The organism is Aminobacter sp. AP02 (genome assembly GCF_003148805.1).
Taxonomy (GTDB): Bacteria; Pseudomonadota; Alphaproteobacteria; order Rhizobiales; family Rhizobiaceae; genus Aminobacter.
Genome location: NZ_QGGX01000012.1, coordinates 25205 through 47395, shown reverse-complemented (window position 1 = coordinate 47395; position 22191 = coordinate 25205). Strand labels below are relative to the sequence as shown.

Here is a 22191-nt window from a genome sequence, read left to right as displayed (position 1 = left end):
CATCGTTGTTATGTCGATCTGGTAAACCGGCGACCCGAACAGATCGACGACAATGACCAAATTTGACCCGAAGCGCCGCTTCAGCCCGGAAGCCGTCAAGGCGGCTAGCGGCGACGGCGAAAAATCCGACACCGCCAAGCTCAGCAGCGTCGCCCAGGAAGTGGCAGCACAATACCGGCGCGACACCATGTCTCCGGTCATGGTCAGCGGCGCCTTGCGCCTCGCGGAACTCGCCCTGCTCTTCATCACCGGGTTGGCACTCTACGTCTATCACGTCGGCTTCCTTGGCCATCTCGGCTGGCAGTATCCGCTCGTCATTTTGACCGCGTCCCTCGCAGCGGTGGTGTTCTTCGAAGTCATGGACTGCTATCAGCCGCAATCGCTGATGCGGCCTACCGCCACCGTCGGGCGCATCACCCTTTGCTGGGCTGCCGCCTTCGCGCTGATGGCCCTGACGGCCTTCTTCATGAAGGTTTCGTCAGATTATTCGCGCCTCCTGTTCGGCGGCTGGTTCGTGCTTGGACTGGCATTGCTGATCGGCCTGCGCCTGATCATGGCACGCTTCATTCGGCGCTGGGCCCGCGATGGACGCATGGAACGGCGAGCCGTCATCGTTGGCGGTGGCAAAGCCGCCGAAGTGCTGATCCGTTCGATCGAACAGCAGCCCTACAACGACATCCGCATCTGCGGCATCTTCGACGATCGCGATGACAGGCGTTCGCCGCCGATCGTCGCCGGCTATCCGAAGCTCGGAACCGTATCGGAGTTGTTGAAATTTGCCCGGATCGCGCGCATCGACATGCTGATCGTGTCGCTGCCTCTGACAGCGGAAACCCGCGTGCTGCAACTGCTCAAGAAGCTCTGGGTACTGCCGGTCGACATCCGGCTTTCCGCGCACTCCAACCAGCTGCAGTTCAGGCCGCGCTCCTATTCCTATATCGGCGCCGTGCCGATGCTCGACATCTTCGACAAGCCCATCAACGACTGGGATTCAGTCGCCAAGCGCGCCTTCGACATCGTCTTCAGCCTGTTGGGCATCGTCGTCTTTTCGCCGGCGATGCTTGCAACCGCGATCGCCATCAAGCTCGACAGCAAGGGGCCGGTGCTGTTCAAGCAGAAGCGCCACGGCTTCAACAACGAGGTGATCGAGGTCTACAAGTTCCGCTCCATGTATACGGACCAGTCCGACCCGACGGCCCGCAAGAGCGTGACCAAGAACGATCCGCGCGTCACCCGTGTCGGCCGCATCATCCGCAAGACCTCCATCGACGAACTGCCGCAGTTCTTCAATGCGCTGTTCGGCAGCCTGTCGCTGGTGGGGCCGCGCCCGCACGCAGTGGCCGCGCAGTCGCACAACCTGCTCTACAACGAAGTGGTCGACGGCTACTTCGCGCGCCACAAGGTCAAGCCCGGTGTCACCGGCTGGGCGCAGATCAATGGCTGGCGCGGCGAGATGGACACCGACGAGAAGATCAGAAAGCGTACCGAGTTCGACCTATACTACATCGAGAACTGGTCGCTCTGGTTCGATATCAAGATCCTGTTCTTGACACCGATCCGCCTCCTCAACACGGAAAACGCCTATTGAGAGCGATCAGCTATGAGCTGCCGCGAGCTGCGATCAACGCCAAGCTGATCGGGCTCATCTCTACCGGTGCCATCGCGCTGGGCGTGCTGCTGTCGGGTTTTGTCATCCGCGAGCCCGCACCTTACGAGCTCTACATGGCGGGACTGATCGCGGTATGGTCGCTTTTTGGCCTGCGCATTTCGCGCGCCATCACCCCGCTGGTCGTGCTGATCGTCACGTTCAACATCGGCGGCATGATTGCCATGACGCAGATGGAAAATCTGATGAACACGCCGCTCTACCTAGCGGTGTCGCTGTTCCTCGGTTTCACGGCGATCTTCTTTGCAGCGGTTACCGAAGCCGATCCCAGGCTATTCAGGGTCATTTTCCTGTCCTGGGTCATCTCGGCCGTCGTTACCTCCGTGCTTGGCATCCTTGGCTATTTCGGCGCGATGCCCGGTGCCGAGATGTTTACCAAATTCGACCGCGCCGCCGGTGCCTTCCAGGACCCGAACGTATTCGGGCCCTTCCTTACCTTGCCCGGCATCTATCTTCTTTACCGCGTGCTGACCGGCAATCCGTTGAAGATGGCGATCTATGCGATGCCGCTGCTCATCGTCACCGGTGGCATCTTCTTGTCGTTTTCGCGCGGTGCATGGGGACTTTTCGGCGTCTCGGCCATACTGCTCACCAGCTTCCTGTTTTTGCAGAGCGATAGCGGCAAGTTTCGGCTCAGGATCGTCGTCATGAGCATTGCCGCCGTGGCGCTGCTGACGATCGCACTGCTGGTGATGCTGCAGATCCCGAGCATCGCCGAGCTGTTCACGACCCGTGCCCAACTGGTCCAGGAGTACGACGGTGCGCGCCTCGGCCGTTTCGCCCGCTACGGCATCGGCTTCCTGTGGGCCACGGAAAAGCCGTTGGGCATCGGCGCCCTCCTCTTCGGTCAGTTATACGGTGAAGACACCCACAACATCTGGCTCAAGGCATTGATGGACTATGGCTGGCTCGGATTCGCCAGCTATCTCCTGCTGATCGTGTGGACCGCCGCGGCCGGGTTCCGCATCCTGCTGCGCAACCGGCCATGGCAGCCCTATCTGCTGTGCGCCTATGTCGTCTTCCTCGGCCACGTCGCGCTCGGCACGGTAATCGACACCGACCATTGGCGCCACTTCTACCTGCTGCTCGGCCTGATCTGGGGCTCGATAGCCCTGGAAGTACGCCACCGGCGCGCCTTGGCTTTTCAAGCCCGCTGACTCGACGGCGTTGCACACAACGCCCTGAAACTGTGAACGGTCCGGCACCGTTTGCCGGCTCAACTCGGCGTGACCGCTTTGTGAATCAGAGTGAGCGTCCAGCCTATGGAATCCGGAAAGGTAGGCGCCTATCTGGAGGTGGTAAGCGAAACAGCGAAATAAAAATACGCTTCGCTACCGAAAGATGAAAGGAATACTACAATGAAAAAGATCATCCTCGCAGCATCGGCCATCGCAATCATGACCGGATCGGCTCTTGCTTCTGCTTCTGAGGGCGTAGTTGCCAAGTTTAACTCGGATGTTCGCGTCATTACTCTTGAAAATGGCAAGAGTTATACCATTCCGCGCCACATCGGTCTCCCGCAGGTGCAGGTCGGCGACAAGGTCACGATCAACACCAAGAGCGACGATGCCGATCAGGTGACGTCGGTACTTCGCGCGCTCTAAGCAGAGACCAAATACGCGATAACTTTCGCGACCTGCCGAAAGCCATGGGCCCCTCCCGCCCATGGCTTTTCGCGTTTTCGACGCGAAAATCGTACTCGGTTCTGAAGCTCCAATGCTTCGAGTATGCGCGTCGGCGGCCAAGTCACAACAAAGCGTGATCGCTTCGTGTATCGAAGTGACCGGTCTGATCGTAACTTTTTCGGACATAGCCCGTTTCTCCGAAGGTCAGTGAGCGGAAGCACCAGCTCTCACCCTTCCGTTTGGCCACTCCAAGGAGAAATGCCATGAGGAAACTTGCTCTTGCGGTTGCAGCAATCGTCCTGACGTCAGGCTCAGCATTCGCCGATGTCACAAATGGTGTCGTTTCCAGATATAACCCCCAGGTTCGCGTCATCACGCTGCAGAACGGTCAAAGTTACACAATTCCCCGTTGGGTGCCGCTGCCTGCCATCCAGGTCGGCCAAAATGTCACCATCACGTCCCGGGACGATGGTGGCGATGTGACCAGTGTCTTGACCCGCTCTCTTTGGCGCTAGCGGCCCGCCCGGTCCAGGGATTCCCTGAAAGCACCAGCGACGGGGAAATCGGCCAGACGAAATCAAAAGCCATGGACGGAAACGTTCATGGCTTTTTCAATACTGTGGAGACCAGGTCGGCTCACAAGAAACCGTGAATGACTCGTGTAGTGAGTTTACCTATATCCGTGTAACAAACGCCGACGCCAAACGTTACTCCATGGTCAAAAGCAATGGAACCTCCCAACCCATGCTTGCAATATTTGGACATAGGAGACGAAAAGTGAAAAAGCTCATCCTTGCTGCTGCAGCGCTTACCCTCATGTCGGGCGCAGCACTTGCCACTGAGGTCGATGGCGTCGTCGCGAAGTTCAACCCCGCGGTTCGCGTCATCACGCTCACCAACGGCGAAAGCTATACTATTCCGCGCGACGTCGCGATCCCGCCGCAACTTGCTCCAGGCAAGCGGGTAGCAATCGACGAGCATGACAATGGCACGAAGATCGACTCCGTGCTGGTTGGCTCCTACATGTAATGCAGCGGCGATAGTTACGCCCCAGCAGAACACCACGCCATGGGCGCAACCGCGCCTGTGGCGTTTTCTTGTGGCAGGCAGGGCGTGTTTTGCAGGAGGTGGCGACTGACTTTTCCAGCCGAACCTGCCGGCTGGCTGGTTCACTTTCAGTCGATTGTTAGGGGAAGGGAAATTTGGTCGGAGTGGCCGGATTCGAACCGACGACCCCTTGACCCCCAGTCAAGTGCGCTACCGGGCTGCGCTACACTCCGGACCGGTCGCGATGTATCTTGATAATACCGTCCCGGTCAACCCACTTCGGCAGCTTTCCCGCCAAACTTCTTCATTCGGAATTGGCACGCGATTTCTGCGGCCCAAAAAGCACCACCGAATGCCTAGCGCACCTGGTCGAGCAGGCGCTTGCACTCGAGAAGATCAAACAGCGCTTCCTGCAGGAGCGCCCTGTTGTCTCGGGAGAGCTTGCTTGAGTCGGCCGCTACCGGCCCGTCGTCATCGCCCTTGCCGAGGCCAAAGAAGCGCCGGCTGGGCTTGGCCCTGGCCTCGCCCAACAGCATCTCCTCGTCGACCGCACGCGGCTGTGCTGCAGGCGTCAGCGGCGCCTCGGCCTGCTTGCGCTGGGCGATGGCTTCGACGGCCTTGAGATCGCCGCTGCCTATGGCGACAAGGAACTGGTTGCCATTGTCGCGCAGGAGCTTCTGTACACCCTTGATGGTGTAGCCCTGCTCGTAGAGCATGTGACGGATGCCCTTGATCAACTCGACATCCTGCGGCCGGTAATACCGTCGCCCGCCGCCGCGCTTCATCGGCTTGATCTGGGTAAAGCGGGTTTCCCAAAAGCGCAGCACGTGCTGCGGCAGGTCCAGATCTTCGGCCACTTCGCTGATGGTGCGGAAGGCGTCGGGGCTCTTGTCCATGGTCGCCACTTTCGCAAAACGATTCGTGATTCATTTCAGCGGTTTGCGCGACAACATTCAAGCCCGGCGCGAATCACGCACCAGGCTATCAACCGGTTAGAGCGGAAAAAGTTACTTGGCGGCCTTGGACTTGCCGCCCTGATGCGCCCGCAGGATGCGGCTCTTCAGTACGTTGGACGCCTTGAAGGTCATGACGCGGCGCGGCAGGATCGGCACCTCTTCGCCGGTCTTGGGGTTGCGACCCACGCGTTCATTCTTGTCGCGGACATGGAACGTGGCGAAAGACGACAATTTGACCGTCTCGCCGCGCACGATTGCCTCGCAGATTTCGTCGAGAACCGTTTCGACCAACTGCGCCGACTCCGTACGGGAAAGGCCGACTTTCCGGTAGACGGATTCAGCGAGATCGGCACGCGTAAGTGTCTTTCCCCCCATGCGACGGTCCCATCCTCAAAAACAACAATTTAGCAAACGCGCCGGAGGTTAAGTAATTGATCCGTCAAGGTCAAGGACCGATGCCATGACCTTTCCGAGAACGTCGTTCAGGCACTGCCGCGATGCCCGAACTACCACCTGACGAGCACGGCACCCCAGGTAAAGCCACCGCCCATGGCCTCGAGCATCACGAGGTCGCCCTTCTTGATGCGGCCATCCGCAACGGCGGCCGAAAGCGCCAGAGGCACCGAGGCGGCGGAGGTGTTGCCGTGGAGATGGACAGTGACCACGGCCTTGTCCTCAGGAATACCGAGCTTCTTGGCCGAAGCGTCGATGATGCGCTTGTTGGCCTGGTGGGGCACGAACCAGTCGAGATCGTCGGCGGAGATGTCGGCCTGGGTGAAAACGTCCTCGATCACGTCAGTGATCATGCCCACGGCGTGCTTGAAGACTTCACGGCCTTCCATCTTGAGGTGACCGACAGTGCCGGTCGTCGACGGGCCGCCGTCGACATAGAGCTTGTCCTTGTGCGTGCCGTCGGAGCGCAGGCTCGCGGCCAACACCCCACGGTCGGCGATGGTGCCTTGTCCCTCGGCGGCTTCGAGAACGAGTGCACCGGCACCGTCGCCGAAAAGCACGCAGGTCGAGCGGTCCGACCAGTCGAGGATGCGCGAGAAGGTTTCGGAACCGATGACAAGCACGCGCTTCGCAAGGCCGCCCTTGATGTAGAGATCGGCCGTCGTGACGGCATAGACAAAGCCGCTGCATACTGCCTGCATGTCGAACGCAAAGCCGTGGCGCATGCCAAGCCGGTTCTGTATCTCGACGGCGGTCGCCGGGAAGGTGTTGTTGGGAGTTGACGTCGCCAGCACGATCAGGTCGATGTCGGCAGGCGTCAGGCCGGCATTATCCAGCGCAGCACGCGCTGCCGCCTCACCGAGCGATGCCGTCGTTTCGTCATCGGCGGCGATGTGGCGCTGGCGAATGCCGGTGCGCTGGGCGATCCACTCGTCCGATGTCTCGACCATGCCTTCGAAATCGGCGTTCTTCATGATGCGGCGGGGCAGCGCTGAACCGATGCCGCGCACAACTGATCTGATCACTTTGAAAAAATCCTATTCCTGATCTTCGACCGCAGCGGCTGGTCGTCCCATCGCCGCATGCGGGTTGCGTGCGTGGAAGAGGTCGAGATCGGCCTCGATGCGATCGAGCAGCCGGTTGCGAACCATATCATAGGCCATTTCGATGGCGGCCGCGAAACCATCCGCGTCAGCCCCGCCGTGGCTTTTCACCACGATACCGTTGAGCCCGAGGAAAACTCCGCCATTGGCCCGGCGCACATCCATCTTCTCGCGCAGGCGGTCGAACGCGCCCTTGGCAAAGATGTAGCCGATCTTGGCCATCAGCGTGCGGCTCATCGCTTCGCGCAGGTAGCCCGCGATCTGGCGCGCCGTGCCTTCGGCGGTCTTGAGCGCGATGTTGCCCGCAAAGCCTTCGGTGACAACGACATCCGTCGTCCCCTTGCCAATGTCGTCGCCTTCAACGAAGCCCTGGTAGTTCATCGAAGCCATGTTGGCCTCGCGCAGCATGCGCCCGGCTTCCTTGACCTCTTCCTGGCCCTTGATCTCTTCGACGCCGACATTGAGCAGTCCAACCGTGGGCCGTTCGATACCGAACAATGCCCGAGCCATGCCTGTGCCCAAAATGGCGAAATCGATGAGCTGGTGGGCGTCGGCTCCGATGGTGGCTCCAACGTCCAGCACCACACTTTCACCACGCGTCGTAGGCCAAAGGGCAGCGATCGCCGGGCGGTCGATGGTCGCCATGGTACGCAGGCAGAATTTCGACATTGCCATCAGCGCGCCGGTATTGCCGGCGGAGACACACGCGTCCGACGTGTTGGACTTGACCGCTTCGATCGCCTTCCACATCGACGACTTCCAGCGGCCATGGCGCAGCGCCTGGCTCGGCTTGTCGTCCATACGCACGGCCACCTCGCAATGGACGAACTCGCTGACTGGCGCGAGCCGCGGCTGCTTGGCAAGTTCGGGTCGGACCACTTCTTCGCGACCGTAGATGATGAAGCGAATGTCGGTGCGCCTGGTGGCGACCTTGGCCAGAGCAGGAATGATCACGGAAGGACCGTGATCGCCACCCATGGCATCAATGGAAATCTTGATCACGCGTCGGTCATCTCACTGTTGGCGTCGAAGGGCACGCAAAAGTCCGGCGAAAATAGCGGCTCTGGATGAGCGCACAACCGGGATTACGCGAAACGGCGGGCGTTTTCAAAGCTTCTTGGAAATTAGACGAAGCTTTTTCTGGAATTCACTCTCTATCGGCTCGATGTCGCCGTCATCGGGGTTGGCAACAGTAGCGCCTGTCTTGCGCGGATAAGGATCGATGGCGAGGCCAAAGAACTCCTCGGCAAGGGCGCCCGCGTCAATCGTGTCGCCGGTAAAGGTTTCGGGGCTGTCGGGCCCCTCCGCGTCGAGCAGGATCTCGCCGGCCTCATTGAATCCGCGCCTTGCGAGCTTGGAATCCTCGGGCAGGAAAACGCCTTCGACGTCCTCGTCAATGGTCGCTTCCACCGGTTCGAGGGTGACAATGCAAGCCTGGGTAATCTGGGCCTTGACCCGACCGCTGACCTTGACGCCGTTGCGCTTCCACTTGGTAACCAGCAAATCCGCCTTGTAGCGCTCGACCGACAACAGGCCGTGCGCCTCGGCAAGTGCCGCGCGCTGGAACGCGTCGGCATCGACGACGGCCGACATGCCTTTTTGCGGCAGCCTAGCGACGTTCACCGGGAAGGACACCGGGCTTGAGGTTTCGACGAGCTTCATGGGTGGCCTCCTTCAGGCTGCCTGTGGCGCCGGATACGTCAGTTTGCCGGCACATATGTCTTCCGAAGGCTGCGCGGCAAGGGTGCGATTCGCCGCAAAGACATATTCGGCAAGGGCCGCTGCTTCAGGCCATTCCTTCACCTCGGGACGAACATTGCGCAAAAGGGCTGCGGCAAGGGCCGCGTGATCGTCGCGCTCAAGCGCGTCCTTGTAGGATTCGGTGCGGCCGTAGAACATCTTCGCCAGTTTTTTCATCCGCTTTGGCACGCCGACGTCGCTGATGCCCAGTTCGCGCAGGGAATGGTCGACATCGAGGAAGAACTCGTCGATCAGCAACTGCGCAATATCGGCCGATGCCCCTGTCTCGCCCCGCAAGCGGTGTTGAAACAAGAACATGTGCAGCGAAAGCATCTCGAAACGGCCAAGCGGCGTATCGGGCACGTTCCACGCAGAATAAAATGGCTCCTGCCGCGCAGCCGCCACGATTCGCGTATAGAGCGCCTCGGTGATGGCGCGATTGGCTTGGCGTTGACGGCCAAACAGACGCTGGAACATTTGAGGGTGGTCTCCCGGGGACCCGTTTCGCAAAGTGGCCTTGTTGCATCGGCGCGCAAGCTGGTTTACCGGTTTTGCGGCCTCGCGCAAGCAGGGCGCTGGCACGACAGGATGGAGTTGTTGTTGCACTCGCTGAAATTCAAGATGCCATTTTCGTTGCGTCCGGCAGGCGCTGTATCGCTGGTCGTGGCGGCTGCCGCGCTTTCGGCGTGCAACACCTCGAAGACTTTTGGCGACCTTACCCCCAGTGAAACACTGACCCAGGGCTATGTCATCGATCAACAGTCGGTCGATTCCGTGCCGGTAGGTTCGAGCCGCGAGCAGGTGCTGCTTGCGCTTGGAACGCCTTCCACGACGGCGACCTTCGACAACGAGGTGTTCTACTACATCTCCCAGACGCGCAAGCGCACCGTCGCCTTCGCCAAGCCCAAGCTCATCGAGCAGCGCGTGCTTGCCGTCTATTTCGGCGCCGATGGCCGCGTGACCAACATTGCGAATTACGGCTTGCAGGAAGGCAAGGTGTTCGACTTCATCTCGCGCACGACACCTACCGGCGGCAAGGACCAGAACTTCCTCGGCCAGCTGCTTGCTGGTGCAGGCAAGATGGGTTCGAGCGCCGCAAGCAACATCTTCGGCGGCCCCTAAGCCGCCCAAGGACTTCAGGAATCTCAGGCAACAGCCCGCGGAAGCAATTCCGCGGGTTTTTCTTTGCTTAGTGGCCTGAATTAAAAAGCCCCGCCCGCACGATGCGGACGGGGCTCATTCACCACAGTGCGTGGTCGTCTATGGTTCAAGCTGCGCTATGCGCCAGCACGGCCAGGAGCAAAAGTGCGACGATGTTGGTGATCTTGATCGCCGGGTTCACTGCTGGACCAGCGGTATCCTTGTAGGGATCGCCGACCGTGTCGCCGGTAACCGAGGCCTTGTGGGCTTCGGAACCCTTCATGTGCTTGACGCCGTCCTTGTCGGTGAAACCGTCTTCGAACGACTTCTTGGCGTTGTCCCAGGCACCGCCACCCGAGGTCATCGAGATGGCGACGAACAGGCCGTTGACGATGACGCCGAGCAGCGAGGCGCCGAGGGCGGCGAACGCCGAGGCCTTGGAGCCCGAGATCATGAGCACGCCGAAATAGACGACCAGCGGCGCCAGCACCGGCAGCAGCGAAGGAATGATCATCTCCTTGATCGCCGCCTTGGTGAGCAGGTCGACGGCGCGGGCATAATTGGGCTTCGACGTGCCCTTCATGATGCCGGGATCCTCGCGGAACTGCTTGCGCACCTCCTCGACGATCGAGCCTGCCGCACGACCGACAGCAGTCATGGCGATTCCACCAAACAGGTAGGGAATGAGGCCGCCGAAGATCAGACCGGCAACCACATACGGGTTCGACAGGTCGAACGAGACCGTTCCGATGTCGGCAAAATACGGGAATTGTGTCGGATTGGCCGCGAAATACTGCAAGTCGTAGCTGTAGGCGGCAAACAGCACGAGCGCGCCAAGGCCCGCCGAACCGATGGCATAGCCCTTGGTGACCGCCTTGGTGGTATTGCCGACCGCGTCGAGCGCGTCGGTGGAGTGGCGCACTTCCTTGGGTAGGCCGGCCATTTCGGCGATGCCGCCGGCATTGTCGGTGACCGGGCCAAAGGCGTCGAGCGCCACGATCATGCCGGCAAGGCCGAGCATGGTGGTTACTGCGATCGCGGTGCCGTAGAGACCGCCGAGCTGGAACGTCGAAATGATGCCGCCGACGATGACGATCGCAGGAAGTGCTGTCGATTCGAGCGAAACCGCGAGCCCCTGGATGACATTGGTACCGTGGCCGGTGACCGAAGCCTGTGCGATCGAGTTGACCGGGCGCTTGTTGGTGCCGGTGTAGTATTCGGTGATGACGACGATCAGGCCGGTCACCACAAGGCCGATGAGGCCGCAGATGAACAGGTTCTTGCCCGTAATCAGCACGCCACCCCCGGTGCCGATCTCACCCCAGCCCACTGTCAGCGACGTTGCCGCGCCGAGACCGACGATCGACAACAGGCCGGTGACGATCAGGCCCTTGTAGAGCGCGCCCATGATCGAGCCATTGGCGCCGAGCTTGACGAAGAAGGTACCGATAATCGAGGTGATGATACACGCGCCGCAGATTGCGAGCGGGTAGAGCATCACGCTGGACAGGATTTCGGTGCCGCCAAAGAAGATGGCGCCGAGCACCATGGTGGCGACCACGGTCACCGCATAGGTTTCGAACAGGTCGGCAGCCATGCCGGCACAGTCGCCGACATTATCGCCGACGTTGTCGGCGATCGTTGCGGGGTTGCGCGGATCGTCCTCGGGGATTCCGGCTTCGACCTTGCCGACGAGGTCGCCGCCAACGTCAGCACCCTTGGTGAAGATGCCGCCGCCAAGACGCGCGAAGATCGAAATCAGAGAGGCGCCGAAGCCGAGCGAGACCAGCGAGTCGATAACAATGCGGTCAGCAGGCGCGTGCCCCATCGGGCCGGTCAGGATGAGGTAATAGACGGACACACCAAGCAGAGCGAGGCCCGCCACCAGCATGCCGGTGATGGCGCCCGACTTGAAGGCTATGTCGAGGCCGGCAGCGAGACTGTTGGAAGCGGCCTGCGCGGTGCGCACATTGGCGCGAACCGAAACATGCATGCCGATGAAACCCGCGGCACCGGAAAGCACTGCACCAATCAAAAAGCCGATCGCCGCGGTTGCGGAAAGCAGCCACCAGGCGAGCAGGAACACGACGACGCCGACGATGGCGATGGTGGTGTATTGGCGCGCCAGATATGCCTGCGCACCTTCTCGGATGGCGGCGGAGATTTCCTGCATGCGCGCATTGCCCTGGTCGGATGCAAGCACCGACTGCGTCGCCCATATGGCGTAAAGGACAGATAGCAGGCCGCAGGCGATGACGACGTAAAGCATTGTCATTGCCAATTCTCTTCCCTGATTGTGCCCGGAATTCCCCTCCCCGGGCGAGTGAACGAGACCGGCAGCCTCACTGCGGCATCCGGCCCCTGACGGGAGCATCCGAAACAGGGCATCGAACGTCAAGATATCGCTAAGGTTTTTCCCGGCTTTCGGCAGCAACTTGCACGTTAGGCTGAGATACCCTGCCCCATGCGCCGTGCCGCATATCGCTCCAAAGCAGAAAGCGCATCGTAGATCAGCACTGCGAGTGCCGCGACGATCAGGCCGCCCTGCAGGACAAAGGCCAGATTGTTGGATTGCAACCCGGCAATGATGACCTCGCCGAGCGTCTTGGCGGCAACCGTCGAGCCGATGGTGGCAGTGGCGAGGCTGATGACCACCGAAAGCCGGATGCCGGCGAGCATGACCGGCACGCTCAGGGGCAGTTCGACCTTGAACAGTCGCTGCCAACCGGTCATGCCGGCGCCGCGCGCCGCTTCGACCACGCTGGGAGGCGTGGTGGTGAGGCCGGTCAGCGAGTTCTCGAAGATCGGCAGCAAGCCATAGAGGAACAGCGCGATCAGCGTCGGTTTTTCACCAAAGCCGACGGCGGGAACAGCGAGTGCCAGCACGGCGACCGGCGGAAAAGTCTGGCCGATGTTGACCAGGCTTCGCGACAGCGGCAGGAACTCGACGCCAGCCGGGCGCGTGACGAGGATGGCGAGAGACACGGCAACGACGATTGCAGCCGCCGTGGCGATGGCGACCGTTCGCAGATGCTGGAGCGCCAAGGAAAGCAGACTGCCCTGATTGTAGATCGCGGGCGCGCCATTCTGCGTCAGCGGCTTGAGCAACGGCTCGAACCACAACGGGTTGGTCAGGAAGGCGATCAGCAGAGCCAGTACGGCAAGCCGCAGCAGGAGCGGAATCCAGGCCTTCATTGAGGCCTCGCGGCACGCTTGACGAGACCTTCGACGGTAACCTTGCCAAGCGTCGTGCCATCGTCCGACGTCACCGGCATGGCGGATCGGCCGGACCAGAGCAGTTCGGCCAACGCGTCGCGCTGGGTTGCCTCGGCACGTATGGCCTCGCCGGCAGCCTGGCCGGGTTCCACCGCTTCGCCGACCGCCCCAAGCGACAAAAGCTTGAACGGTCGGTCGGACGCGCCGATCAGGGTTTCGACGAAATCGTTGGCCGGTCTGGCCAGAATCTCGGCGGGCGTAGCATATTGAACGAGGCGGCCAGCATCCATGACGGCGATACGGTCGCCAAGGTGAACGGCTTCTTCCATGTCATGGGTGACGAGGATGATCGTGGTGCCGAAGCGCTTCTGGATCGCCAGAAGGTCTTCCTGCGCCTTGGTGCGGATGATCGGATCGAGCGCGCCGAACGGCTCGTCCATCAACAGCACGTTGGGCTCTGCGGCGAGCGCGCGGGCGACGCCGACACGCTGCTGCTGACCACCTGACAGTTCGTGGGGGTAGCGAGGGCCGAAAGCCACCGGGTCCAGTTGCAGCAGCGACAAGAGTTCATCGACACGGGCCTTGATCCGCGCAGCATCCCAACCGAGCAACGAAGGGACAGTGCCGATATTCTGCGCCACCGTACGGTGAGGAAACAGGCCATTGCCCTGAATGGCGTAGCCGATGCTGCGGCGTAGCTCGTGGCCGGGCACGGAACGATTGTCCCTGCCGTCGAGCTTGATCGTGCCCGACGTTGGCTCGACCAGGCGATTGATCATGCGCAAAAGCGTCGTCTTGCCCGAGCCCGAGGTGCCGACGATCACCGTCAGCGCGCGCGGCTCGATGACCATCGAAACGTCGTCGACCACGGCCGTATCGCCATAACGCTTGGTGATGTTTTCGATTTCGATCATGCCGTGACCGCCATGGATCTGCGGGTCGCCACAAGTTCAACGACCGCGTCAAGGATGATGGCTGCGGCAAACGCCAGCGCCACGGTGGGAACCGCGCCGAGCAGAACCAGGTCCATCGCTGTCTGGCCGACACCCTGGAAGACGAACACGCCGAAGCCGCCGCCGCCAATCAGCGCGGCAATGGTCGCAAGGCCGATATTCTGGACCAAAACGATGCGGATGCCGGTGAGGATGACTGGAAAGGCGAGCGGAAACTCGACATTCCACAGCCGTTGCCAGCCCGTCATGCCCATGCCGCGTGCCGCATCATTGGCCGCGCGTGGCACGCCGGCGAGCCCGACGACGGTGTTGGCCACCACGGGCAGCAGCGAATAGAGAAACAGCGCGACGAAGGCAGGCGCCGCGCCGATGCCGCGAATGCCCAGAGACGAAGCACCCGGAACATTTGCCGCAACCCAGCCTAGCGGTGCAATCAGGATGCCGAACAGCGCGATGGAGGGGATCGTCTGGATGATGTTGAGCACATTGAGCACGCCCGCCCGGAGCGCCTCGACACGGTGGCACAAAATACCGAGCGGCAGGCCGACAAGGACGGCGACGGCCAGCGAGCCGAGCGCCAGTTCGACATGGCGCCTCGCCTCGTTCCAGAAACTGTCGGCCCGATTGGCATATTCCTTGAGGATGGACAGGCTGTCCCACTGACCGGAAGCGAGCAGCAGCCAAATTGCTCCGGCCGCTACGCCAAGCACGACAACACGCCCGACCGGCGACAATTGCAACCTGGTCAGGACGTCGGCGAGCAAAAGGGTGAAGGCAAAGATCAACAACCAGAAGCCGGAAGCCGGCGAGATACGGGCGAAGGTGTTGCCCTCCGGCGTCAAATGGCTGCCGGCGACGCCGATCAGCAGGGCGAGCGACGCAAGTGCGACGACGCTGGCACCGAGGCGGATGGCCAACGGCGTCTTGAACAGCGAGACAAGTCCTGCCGCTACAAGGACGAACAGCAGGGCCACGCCCATTGGTGACGGCAACGCCTCGATGATCGAACGAGGCTCACCTGATACAATGCGGTTGGCGCGAAAAGTGGCGAATGGCGCCACGAAGGCGCCATAGGCAGTGATCCCGGCGATCACCACGCCAAGCTTGTCAAACCTGATGCCCACGACTGCGATGCGTCCCCGGTTCCGCCGGCGCGCTCCTGACGAAGCGCGCCGAAGAAGCTTACTTCAGAAAGCCGTTTTTCTTCAGGAAATCTTCGGCAACAGCCTTGGCTGGCTCACCGCCGACCTGAACGCGGCCGTTGAGTTCCTGCAGCGTGACGAGATCGAGCTTCTCGAACACCGGCTTGAGCAGGGCTTCGATCTGCGGGTGCTCCTTCAGGACGGCCTCGCGGATGATCGGGGCCGGCTGATAGACCGGCTGCACGCCCTTGTCGTCGGCGAGAACGACCAAGCCCGACGGTGCGATGCCACCGTCCGTGCCATAGACCATGGCGGCGTTGGCGCCGTTGGTCTGGTTGGCGGCAGCCCCGATGGTGGCGGCCGTGTCACCGCCGGAAAGCGTGATCAGCTGTTCCGGCTTGAGCGTGAAGCCGTAGGTCGTCTGGAAGGCCGGAAGGGCCGCGGCGGAATTGACGAACTCTGACGAGGCCGCGAGGATGACAGTGCCGCCGCCGGCAGCGTACTTGCCGAAGTCGCTCAGCGTGGCGAGCTTGTTGGTCTCGGCCACATCCTTGCGTAGCGCTATCGCCCAGGTGTTGTTGGCCGGCGACGGCGACAGCCAGACGATCTTGTTTGCGTCGTAGTCGAGCTTCTTGGCTGTCTCGAAACCCTTGGCAGCATCCTTCCAAATCGGATCATCGGCCTTTTCGAAGAAGAAGCCGGCATTGCCGGTATATTCGGGATAGATGTCGATCTCGCCGGCCGTGATTGCCTTGCGCACCACGGGCGTCGCGCCAAGCTGGATGCGGTCGGTGGTGGCGATGTTGTTGGCGTCAAGCACCGCCTTGATGATGTTGCCGAGCACGCCGCCTTCAGTGTCGATCTTGGACGATACCACCACCTGGGCGCATGCCGCGCTGGTGGCAAGGCCGAGCGCAATTATCGCTGCGGCGATTGTACTGGTCTGACGCATGGTGAAGCCCCTTCTCGTTCCCGGAATTCGGTGGCGCATATGAGCATGGCGGCCAGCTTCCGTCGGGGCATACGGTTTCACAATGCGCAGGGCCTGCGCAATATTTTTTTGTAGTTCGAAGAAATCGGCAGCCTTGATTGCCGACATCCTCCTGTCAGATGATCTGACGCTGACGCATCAGCGAGAGAGCCGCGAGCGCCGCCAGGCAAACGGCAGAGACCGGGAAAACGATCCAGGCCAGCATGTCCCAGCCGTAGGCGTTGTAAATCGCACCCGACATCAGCGATGCCACTGCAACCGTGCTGAACAAAACGAAGTCGTGGAATCCCTGGACCTTGCCCTTTTCCGACGGGCGATAGGCCGTGGAAACAATGGCGGTCGACCCAATGAACCCGAAATTCCAGCCGAGGCCGAGCAGGATCAAAGACGTCCAGAATTGCCACAAGGCGATGCCCGAGAGCGCAACGACAGCACAGCCGATCAGCAGGAACAGGCCCAGTGCCACTATGCGCTCAGCACCGAAACGCTGGATCAGGCGGCCAGTGAAGAAGCTTGGACCAAACATCGCCATCACGTGCCAGGATATGCCCAGCGTCGCCTCGTCGGGCGAAAACCCGCAGCCAACCATGGCGAGCGGCGCCCCGGTCATGACAAAGGTCATCAGGGCATAGCTGCCGACAGCGCAGACCAACGCGGCGGCGAAACGCGGTTGGGTGATGATTTCGAGCAACGGACGCGCGTCGGCCTGCGAGATCGCCTCATGCGCTTCCGCGCTGCCCTTCACCCTCAGAAACGACAGGATGACGGCGCCAACGGCGGCTAAGCCAATGATGGCCGCGAAAGATCCGGCGAACATGACAGGCGCGAACAGCTCGCGCGTGAAGATGACGATCTGTGGGCCGAGGATGGCGGTGATGATGCCGCCAGCGAGCACGAACGAGATCGCATTCGCCTTGAATTGGGGAGGCGCGTTGTCGGCCGCAGCGAAACGGAATTGCTGCACGAAGGCACTGCCGACACCCAGCATCAGCAAGCCAAAGACAAACAGCCAGAATTCCGAGCGGAACAGGCCCAATGTGGCGATCGCGCCACCGACTGCGGTGACGGCGGTGCCGAACATGAAGCCGTAACGCTGCCCAAGGCTGCGAATGATCGCAGCCGCTGGAAGCGCACCAAGTGCCAGACCAACGCTGAAACCGGTGATCGGGGCGGTTGCCAACGACTTGTCGGCGCCCAGGAGATAGTAACCGGCCAGGCCACCAAGCGAAAAAGCTATCGGGGCGGCGGAGCCGATGATGGCTTGCGATGCGGCGAGAATGTAAGCAGTTCGCCGCGCGTCGCGTTCGCCACCGGTCATAATGCGTCCTTGCCCTTACCTTCGCCGCGCAGCTTGCGCGACACGCGATCAAGCACGGCATTGACGAGCTTGGGCTCGTCGTCGGCATAGAAAGCCTTGGCGATGTCGACATATTCCGACACGATCACGGCCACCGGAACGTCCTGGCGCTTCATCAGTTCGTAGACACCGGCGCGCAGGATGGCGCGCAGGGTCGAATCGAGCCGCGACAGCGGCCAGTCCTCGGTCAGAGCCTGGCGGATGACCGGATCGACGATTTTCTGGTTTTCGACGACACCGGCGAGAATCGCGCGGAACCACTGCGCGTCGGCCTCGCGGTAGAGCGCGCCGTCGACTTCCTTGCCGAGGCGGAAAGCCTCGTATTCGGCGGTGATTTCGAGCAGGCCGCTGCCGGCCACGTCCATCTGGTACAGCGCCTGCACGGCGGCCAGACGGGCGGCACCGCGCTTGTTGGCTTGGCGGACGGTCGGCTGGCCTTTATCTTCGGGAGACGTCACGAGCGTGCTGCTCCAAGTTTTTCGCGCACGGCGATCATGGTCAGTGCGGCGCGCGCAGCGAAGCCACCCTTGTCGCCTTCGGTACGGCGGGCGCGTGCCCAAGCCTGATCGTCGTTTTCGACAGTCAGGATACCGTTACCGATGCAGATCGATTCCGCAACAGACAGATCCATCAGGGCACGGCAGGATTCGTTGGCGACGATGTCGAAGTGATAGGTTTCGCCACGGATGACGGTGCCAAGCGCAACGTAACCATCATATTCGGTGCCTTCGTCGTCGGCTGCGTCGAGCGCAAACGAGATCACGGCCGGAATTTCAAGAGCGCCGGGAACTGTCACCACATCGTAGGACGCGCCGGCGGCATCCAGAGCGGACTTGGCGCCATCCAGCAGCGCATCCGAAAGGTCATCGTAAAAGCGCGCCTCGACGATGAGGAGCTTAAGTTTCTTGTCGTTGGCCATGTCAAATCTCCGGCAGGAGCGGCTGACTTAGGCCGAACCGGGTGAGTTCGCAAGCGAAGTGTTAAGCGCTGTGGCAGGAAACCGCTGGCCAACCAACCTACAGCGCAGCTCAGCCTCAGAGGCCTTGGCTCGCGGCCTCCGCAAGGCGCGCGGCATAGCGCGCCATGGTGTCGATCTCGAGATTGACGCGGTCGCCGACCTTGCGCTCGCCCCAAGTCGTCACCTGCAGGGAATGATGGATCAGCAGCACGTCGAAACGCGTGCCCTCGACCTTGTTGACCGTCAATGACGTGCCGTCGAGGGCGACAGAGCCCTTGGGTGCGATGAACTTCGCCAGTTCGCGCGGCGCTTCCAAACGAAAACGTACGGCTTCGCCCTCGTCCTCGCGCGCCACGATCTCGGCCATGCCATCGACATGACCTGAAACGATGTGCCCGCCGAGTTCATCACCGATCTTGAGCGCGCGCTCAAGATTGATCCTGCGGCCGGCGGTCCAGTCGCTCGCCGTGGTCAGGCGCAGTGCCTCTTCCCAGGCCTCGACCTCGAACCAGCGGGCGTTCGACGTGGCTTCCGGAAGGGCAACCACCGTCAAACAGACGCCGGAGCAGGAAATCGAAGCCCCGATGTCGATCGTCCTCGGATCGTAGGCGGTGTCGATGCGCAGGCGTACACCCTGGTCGAGCTGAGCTGCTGACGCGACTGTACCCACGTCGGTGACGATCCCGGTAAACATCAGATTTCCCTTATCCATTCAGCGAAGCTGTCCTCGCCGAAGCGCGCCTCGCGCACCAGCTCGAACCCTGCCGGTATATGGTCGCGACCTATAGGCGCCGCAATGCCGTCGGTGCCGATCGCCTCGGGCCCATAAAACAGCGCGATCCGGTCGACGAGGCCTTCATCGAGAAAGGCGCGTGCCGTATCGGCGCCACCTTCGACGATAATGCGCGACATGCCATGATTGCCCAGATCCTCGAGCAGTTCGGGAAGTGCCACGCGCCCGTCGTAAGTTTCGGTTGCCAGGAACTTCACGCCGGCTCGCTCGAGCTCTGCCTTGTTGAGCGTATCGATTTCCGAACAGGCAGCGACGAACACCGGTACATCATTGGCCGAGCGTGCGAGCTTCGAAGTTGCCGGCAACCGGGCAAGCCTGTCGAGCACAATGCGTGCAGGCGAACGCGCCCTCAGCCCCGGCAAACGCACGGTCAGCTCAGGATCGTCGGCAAGGGCGGTACCGATACCGATCAGGATCGCATCGGTTTCGGCGCGCATGACGTGGACCAGGCGACGGGCAATCGGGCCAGTAATCTCGATCTGTCCCTCGCCGCGCCTGCCGATCATGCCATCGGCGGAAAGCGCAAGTTTCAGAATCACTTCCGGGCGCTTTCTCACGGATCGATTCATGTATCCGGCGAGCTGGTTGGAGGCCTCGCGGGCAAGGACGCCCTCCTTAACCTCGACGCCGGCAGCGCGGAGGATCGCATACCCCTTGCCGGAGACGCGCGGGTCCGGGTCGCTGGCGGCGCCAACAACGCGCACAATGCCCGCACTTACCAGCGCGTTGGCGCAAGGCGGAGTACGGCCATGATGAGCACAGGGCTCCAGCGTCACATAGGCGGTGGCGCCGCGCGCCAGGTCGCCCGCCTCGGCCAAGGCTTCTGCTTCGGCGTGCGGCCGGCCTCCGACAGCGGTGACGCCACGCCCGACGATAATGGGACCATTGCCAACGTCGCGGACGACAAGCGTGCCGACTGCCGGATTGGTCGACGTCAGCCCGAGGTGTTTTCGCGACAGCCTGAGGGCTGCTGCCATAAAACGGCGGTCAATTCTGTCCTGCTCGGATCCGTCGTAGACCATCGCTCAGCTGGCTTCCTCGTCGCCCTTGAGCTCGCCCAGCACTTCGTGGAAGTCCTTGGCCTCGCGGAAATTCCGGTAAACCGAGGCGAAGCGCACATAGGCAACGTCGTCGAGCGACTTCAGCGCTTCCATGACGAGCCGGCCGATCTCGCCGGAAGGGATTTCGCTTTCACCCGAGCTTTCGAGCTGGCGGACAATGCCGGTCACAGCGCGTTCAATGCGCTCTGGATCGACATTGCGCTTGCGCACCGCGATCTCGACCGAACGGGCAAGCTTGTCGCGGTCGAACGGAACCTTGCGACCGGACTTCTTGAGCACCACGAGGTCGCGGAGTTGAACGCGCTCGAATGTGGTGAAGCGGCCACCGCAGACCGGGCAGATGCGCCGGCGGCGGATCGCAGCCCCATCCTCGGCCGGACGCGAGTCCTTCACTTGCGTGTCTTCAGATTGGCAATATGGGCAACGCATCGTTCAGCCTTGTCATTCGAATCCTCGACGGTGAAGGCTTAACCTATCGGCCAGGAAATCGAAACCATGATCCCTTGGTGCGGAATCCGCACTGGGCGATCAGGCCGCCGAAATGCGAAAGCCCCACCCAGGATTTTCCGGGGTGGGGCTCGGAACTTGCTAGGGGATGGCTTAGCGCCCTCCCCGGTTCAACGCCTTAGCCGAGATACGGATAGAGGGGGAAGCGTTCGGTCAGGCTGACGACCTTTTGCTTGACCGCCGCCTCGACGGCAGCGTTGCCCTCGTCGGAATTGGCCACCTTGAGGCCATCCAGCACTTCAGTGATCAGCTGGCCGATCTCACGGAATTCGGCCTCGCCGAAGCCGCGGGTCGTACCTGCGGGGGTGCCGAGACGAACGCCCGAGGTGACGAAGGGCTTTTCCGGGTCGAAAGGAATGCCGTTCTTGTTGCAAGTGATGTTGGCGCGGCCAAGGGCTGCCTCGGCGCGCTTGCCGGTGGCGTTCTTGGGACGCAGGTCAACCAGCATCAGATGGTTGTCGGTGCCACCCGAAACGATGTCGAGCCCGGTGTCCTTGAGGCTTGCGGCCAAGGCCTTGGCGTTGGCGACCACATTGGCGGCATAGATCTTGAATTCGGGCCTGAGCGCCTCGCCGAAGGCGACTGCCTTGGCGGCGATGACATGCATCAGCGGGCCGCCCTGCAGGCCGGGGAACACGGCCGAGTTCATCTTCTTGGCGATGTCTTCGTCGTTGGTGAGGATCATGCCGCCGCGCGGGCCGCGCAGCGACTTGTGCGTGGTGGTGGTGACTACATGGGCGTGCGGCAGCGGCGACGGATGCACGCCACCGGCAACCAGGCCAGCAATGTGGGCCATGTCGACCATCAGATATGCGCCGATCTCATCGGCGATCTCGCGGAAGCGCTTCCAGTCCCAGATACGCGAATAAGCAGTGCCGCCTGCAAGGATCAGCTTCGGCTTGTTTTCGCGGGCAAGGCGCGCAACCTCGTCCATGTCGAGTAGATTGTCGTCCTTGCGAACGCCGTAGGAGACGACCTTGAACCACTTGCCGGACATGTTGACCGGCGAGCCATGGGTCAGGTGACCGCCCGAATTCAGGTCGAGGCCCATGAAGGTGTCGCCGGGCTGCAGCAGCGCCAGGAACACGGCCTGGTTCATCTGGCTGCCGGAGTTCGGCTGGACGTTGGCGAACTTGCAGTCGAACAACTTCTTGGCGCGCTCGATGGCGAGCTCTTCGGCAACGTCGACGAACTGGCAGCCGCCATAGTAGCGCTTGCCGGGATAACCTTCGGCATATTTGTTGGTCATGATCGATCCCTGCGCCTCGAGAACGGCGCGGGAGACGATGTTTTCCGAGGCGATCAGTTCGATCTCGTGGCGCTGGCGGCCGAGCTCATTGCGGATCGAGCCGAAGATCTCCGGATCGGCCTCCTCGAGCGGGGTTCCAAAGAAGGTTTCGAGGTGTTTCGAAGCGGCCATCGTTCTGATCCTTGCTGGTCCGGGGACTGGTCCGGAGGGGCATCGGGGAAGTTCGGCGGGCCA

Annotated in this window: 24 protein-coding genes and 1 tRNA gene; 6 read left to right on the top strand and 19 right to left on the bottom strand. The window is 61.7% G+C overall.

All coding sequences use genetic code 11. The annotated features are described in order from the left end of the window. Nucleotides 1–52 precede the first annotated feature (52 nt). The 5 genes from C8K44_RS16380 to C8K44_RS16360 all read left to right on the top strand — a co-directional run bounded on the left by C8K44_RS16380 (nt 53) and on the right by C8K44_RS16360 (nt 4320). Nucleotides 53–1588: an undecaprenyl-phosphate glucose phosphotransferase gene (locus C8K44_RS16380; RefSeq protein ID WP_109576877.1), complete on the top strand. Its 1536-nt coding sequence runs from the start codon at nt 53–55 to the stop codon at nt 1586–1588. Next, on the top strand, nt 1585–2823 hold the full coding sequence (locus tag C8K44_RS16375) for an O-antigen ligase family protein (protein ID WP_109576876.1): 1239 nt from the start codon (nt 1585–1587) through the stop codon (nt 2821–2823). The genes C8K44_RS16380 and C8K44_RS16375 overlap by 4 nt, the downstream gene beginning before the upstream one ends. 201 nt (nt 2824–3024) lie before the next feature. Beyond that, nucleotides 3025–3270, top strand: a complete 246-nt coding sequence (locus C8K44_RS16370; protein WP_109576875.1) for a DUF1344 domain-containing protein — start codon at nt 3025–3027, stop codon at nt 3268–3270. Nucleotides 3271–3554: 284 nt separating this feature from the next. Then, nucleotides 3555–3806: a hypothetical protein gene (locus C8K44_RS16365; RefSeq protein WP_109576874.1), complete on the top strand. Its 252-nt coding sequence runs from the start codon at nt 3555–3557 to the stop codon at nt 3804–3806. Nucleotides 3807–4068: 262 nt separating this feature from the next. Further along, a complete protein-coding gene (locus tag C8K44_RS16360) occupies nt 4069–4320 on the top strand; it encodes a DUF1344 domain-containing protein (RefSeq protein WP_199227115.1) in 252 nt (83 codons plus the stop codon). Nucleotides 4321–4494: 174 nt separating this feature from the next. On the opposite strand, the gene C8K44_RS16355 is transcribed toward C8K44_RS16360, so the two are convergent. The 7 genes from C8K44_RS16355 to C8K44_RS16325 form a co-directional block, all read right to left on the bottom strand. Then, nucleotides 4495–4571 (bottom strand) — tRNA-Pro (locus C8K44_RS16355). 123 nt (nt 4572–4694) lie between these two features. Then, on the bottom strand, nt 4695–5234 hold the full coding sequence (locus C8K44_RS16350; protein WP_109576873.1) for a MerR family transcriptional regulator: 540 nt from the start codon (nt 5232–5234) through the stop codon (nt 4695–4697). A gap of 111 nt (nt 5235–5345) precedes the next feature. Beyond that, nucleotides 5346–5669: an integration host factor subunit alpha gene (locus C8K44_RS16345; RefSeq protein ID WP_109576872.1), complete on the bottom strand. Its 324-nt coding sequence runs from the start codon at nt 5667–5669 to the stop codon at nt 5346–5348. A 131-nt stretch (nt 5670–5800) separates the two neighbouring features. Next, nucleotides 5801–6772, bottom strand: coding sequence for a beta-ketoacyl-ACP synthase III (locus C8K44_RS16340; RefSeq protein WP_109576871.1), 972 nt, complete (start codon nt 6770–6772; stop codon nt 5801–5803). Between the two features lie 12 nt (nt 6773–6784). Continuing rightward, nucleotides 6785–7852, bottom strand: a complete 1068-nt coding sequence (gene plsX / locus C8K44_RS16335; RefSeq protein ID WP_109576870.1) for a phosphate acyltransferase PlsX — start codon at nt 7850–7852, stop codon at nt 6785–6787. A gap of 105 nt (nt 7853–7957) precedes the next feature. Next, nucleotides 7958–8512, bottom strand: a complete 555-nt coding sequence (locus tag C8K44_RS16330; RefSeq protein ID WP_109576869.1) for a DUF177 domain-containing protein — start codon at nt 8510–8512, stop codon at nt 7958–7960. A gap of 12 nt (nt 8513–8524) precedes the next feature. Continuing rightward, nucleotides 8525–9067 carry a ubiquinol-cytochrome C chaperone family protein gene (locus C8K44_RS16325; protein ID WP_109576868.1) on the bottom strand — a complete coding sequence of 181 codons (543 nt, stop codon included), beginning with the start codon at nt 9065–9067 and terminating at the stop codon, nt 8525–8527. Between the two features lie 111 nt (nt 9068–9178). Between C8K44_RS16325 and C8K44_RS16320 the strand changes: the two genes are divergently transcribed. Continuing rightward, nucleotides 9179–9712, top strand: a complete 534-nt coding sequence (locus tag C8K44_RS16320) for an outer membrane protein assembly factor BamE (protein WP_199227114.1) — start codon at nt 9179–9181, stop codon at nt 9710–9712. Nucleotides 9713–9857: 145 nt separating this feature from the next. Here the strand turns inward: C8K44_RS16320 and C8K44_RS16315 are convergent, their stop codons facing one another. The 12 genes from C8K44_RS16315 to glyA all read right to left on the bottom strand — a co-directional run bounded on the left by C8K44_RS16315 (nt 9858) and on the right by glyA (nt 22128). After that, nucleotides 9858–12005 (bottom strand): sodium-translocating pyrophosphatase, encoded by a 2148-nt coding sequence (locus tag C8K44_RS16315; RefSeq protein WP_109576867.1) that lies wholly within the window; start codon nt 12003–12005, stop codon nt 9858–9860. Between the two features lie 167 nt (nt 12006–12172). Beyond that, the gene (locus C8K44_RS16310) at nt 12173–12925 is read right to left on the bottom strand and encodes an ABC transporter permease (protein WP_109576866.1); all 753 of its coding nucleotides are present in this window, start codon (nt 12923–12925) and stop codon (nt 12173–12175) included. Then, complete coding sequence (locus tag C8K44_RS16305) at nt 12922–13860, bottom strand: ABC transporter ATP-binding protein (RefSeq protein ID WP_109576865.1); 939 nt, start codon at nt 13858–13860, stop codon at nt 12922–12924. The genes C8K44_RS16310 and C8K44_RS16305 overlap by 4 nt, the downstream gene beginning before the upstream one ends. Then, nucleotides 13857–15023 carry an ABC transporter permease gene (locus C8K44_RS16300; RefSeq protein WP_109576864.1) on the bottom strand — a complete coding sequence of 389 codons (1167 nt, stop codon included), beginning with the start codon at nt 15021–15023 and terminating at the stop codon, nt 13857–13859. The genes C8K44_RS16305 and C8K44_RS16300 overlap by 4 nt, the downstream gene beginning before the upstream one ends. Before the next feature lie 58 nt (nt 15024–15081). After that, on the bottom strand, nt 15082–15993 hold the full coding sequence (locus C8K44_RS16295) for an ABC transporter substrate-binding protein (RefSeq protein ID WP_109576993.1): 912 nt from the start codon (nt 15991–15993) through the stop codon (nt 15082–15084). Nucleotides 15994–16147: 154 nt separating this feature from the next. Continuing rightward, the gene (locus C8K44_RS16290) at nt 16148–17350 is read right to left on the bottom strand and encodes an MFS transporter (RefSeq protein WP_109576863.1); all 1203 of its coding nucleotides are present in this window, start codon (nt 17348–17350) and stop codon (nt 16148–16150) included. After that, the gene (gene nusB, locus C8K44_RS16285; protein ID WP_109576862.1) at nt 17347–17847 is read right to left on the bottom strand and encodes a transcription antitermination factor NusB; all 501 of its coding nucleotides are present in this window, start codon (nt 17845–17847) and stop codon (nt 17347–17349) included. The genes C8K44_RS16290 and nusB overlap by 4 nt, the downstream gene beginning before the upstream one ends. Continuing rightward, the gene (gene ribH, locus C8K44_RS16280) at nt 17844–18308 is read right to left on the bottom strand and encodes a 6,7-dimethyl-8-ribityllumazine synthase (protein WP_109576861.1); all 465 of its coding nucleotides are present in this window, start codon (nt 18306–18308) and stop codon (nt 17844–17846) included. The genes nusB and ribH overlap by 4 nt, the downstream gene beginning before the upstream one ends. A 115-nt stretch (nt 18309–18423) precedes the next feature. Then, nucleotides 18424–19041 carry a riboflavin synthase gene (locus C8K44_RS16275; RefSeq protein ID WP_109576860.1) on the bottom strand — a complete coding sequence of 206 codons (618 nt, stop codon included), beginning with the start codon at nt 19039–19041 and terminating at the stop codon, nt 18424–18426. After that, nucleotides 19041–20162 carry a bifunctional diaminohydroxyphosphoribosylaminopyrimidine deaminase/5-amino-6-(5-phosphoribosylamino)uracil reductase RibD gene (gene ribD / locus C8K44_RS16270; RefSeq protein WP_109576859.1) on the bottom strand — a complete coding sequence of 374 codons (1122 nt, stop codon included), beginning with the start codon at nt 20160–20162 and terminating at the stop codon, nt 19041–19043. The genes C8K44_RS16275 and ribD overlap by 1 nt, the downstream gene beginning before the upstream one ends. Before the next feature lie 3 nt (nt 20163–20165). Next, nucleotides 20166–20630 carry a transcriptional regulator NrdR gene (gene nrdR / locus C8K44_RS16265; protein ID WP_109576858.1) on the bottom strand — a complete coding sequence of 155 codons (465 nt, stop codon included), beginning with the start codon at nt 20628–20630 and terminating at the stop codon, nt 20166–20168. Nucleotides 20631–20826: 196 nt separating this feature from the next. Then, nucleotides 20827–22128, bottom strand: coding sequence for a serine hydroxymethyltransferase (gene glyA / locus C8K44_RS16260; RefSeq protein ID WP_109576857.1), 1302 nt, complete (start codon nt 22126–22128; stop codon nt 20827–20829). Nucleotides 22129–22191: the final 63 nt, after the last annotated feature.

Coding starts and splice junctions, on each gene's coding strand:
- C8K44_RS16325 (WP_109576868.1), bottom strand. CDS start 9,067: ATGTTCCAGCGTCTGTTTGGCCGTCAACGCCAAGCCAATCGCGCCATC.
- C8K44_RS16365 (WP_109576874.1), top strand. CDS start 3,555: ATGAGGAAACTTGCTCTTGCGGTTGCAGCAATCGTCCTGACGTCAGGC.
- ribH (WP_109576861.1), bottom strand. CDS start 18,308: ATGGCCAACGACAAGAAACTTAAGCTCCTCATCGTCGAGGCGCGCTTT.
- C8K44_RS16330 (WP_109576869.1), bottom strand. CDS start 8,512: ATGAAGCTCGTCGAAACCTCAAGCCCGGTGTCCTTCCCGGTGAACGTC.
- glyA (WP_109576857.1), bottom strand. CDS start 22,128: ATGGCCGCTTCGAAACACCTCGAAACCTTCTTTGGAACCCCGCTCGAG.
- C8K44_RS16315 (WP_109576867.1), bottom strand. CDS start 12,005: ATGACAATGCTTTACGTCGTCATCGCCTGCGGCCTGCTATCTGTCCTT.
- ribD (WP_109576859.1), bottom strand. CDS start 20,162: ATGGTCTACGACGGATCCGAGCAGGACAGAATTGACCGCCGTTTTATG.
- nrdR (WP_109576858.1), bottom strand. CDS start 20,630: ATGCGTTGCCCATATTGCCAATCTGAAGACACGCAAGTGAAGGACTCG.
- C8K44_RS16310 (WP_109576866.1), bottom strand. CDS start 12,925: ATGAAGGCCTGGATTCCGCTCCTGCTGCGGCTTGCCGTACTGGCTCTG.
- C8K44_RS16275 (WP_109576860.1), bottom strand. CDS start 19,041: ATGTTTACCGGGATCGTCACCGACGTGGGTACAGTCGCGTCAGCAGCT.
- C8K44_RS16345 (WP_109576872.1), bottom strand. CDS start 5,669: ATGGGGGGAAAGACACTTACGCGTGCCGATCTCGCTGAATCCGTCTAC.
- C8K44_RS16380 (WP_109576877.1), top strand. CDS start 53: ATGACCAAATTTGACCCGAAGCGCCGCTTCAGCCCGGAAGCCGTCAAG.
- C8K44_RS16295 (WP_109576993.1), bottom strand. CDS start 15,993: ATGCGTCAGACCAGTACAATCGCCGCAGCGATAATTGCGCTCGGCCTT.
- C8K44_RS16290 (WP_109576863.1), bottom strand. CDS start 17,350: ATGACCGGTGGCGAACGCGACGCGCGGCGAACTGCTTACATTCTCGCC.
- C8K44_RS16320 (WP_199227114.1), top strand. CDS start 9,179: ATGGAGTTGTTGTTGCACTCGCTGAAATTCAAGATGCCATTTTCGTTG.
- C8K44_RS16305 (WP_109576865.1), bottom strand. CDS start 13,860: ATGATCGAAATCGAAAACATCACCAAGCGTTATGGCGATACGGCCGTG.
- C8K44_RS16350 (WP_109576873.1), bottom strand. CDS start 5,234: ATGGACAAGAGCCCCGACGCCTTCCGCACCATCAGCGAAGTGGCCGAA.
- C8K44_RS16370 (WP_109576875.1), top strand. CDS start 3,025: ATGAAAAAGATCATCCTCGCAGCATCGGCCATCGCAATCATGACCGGA.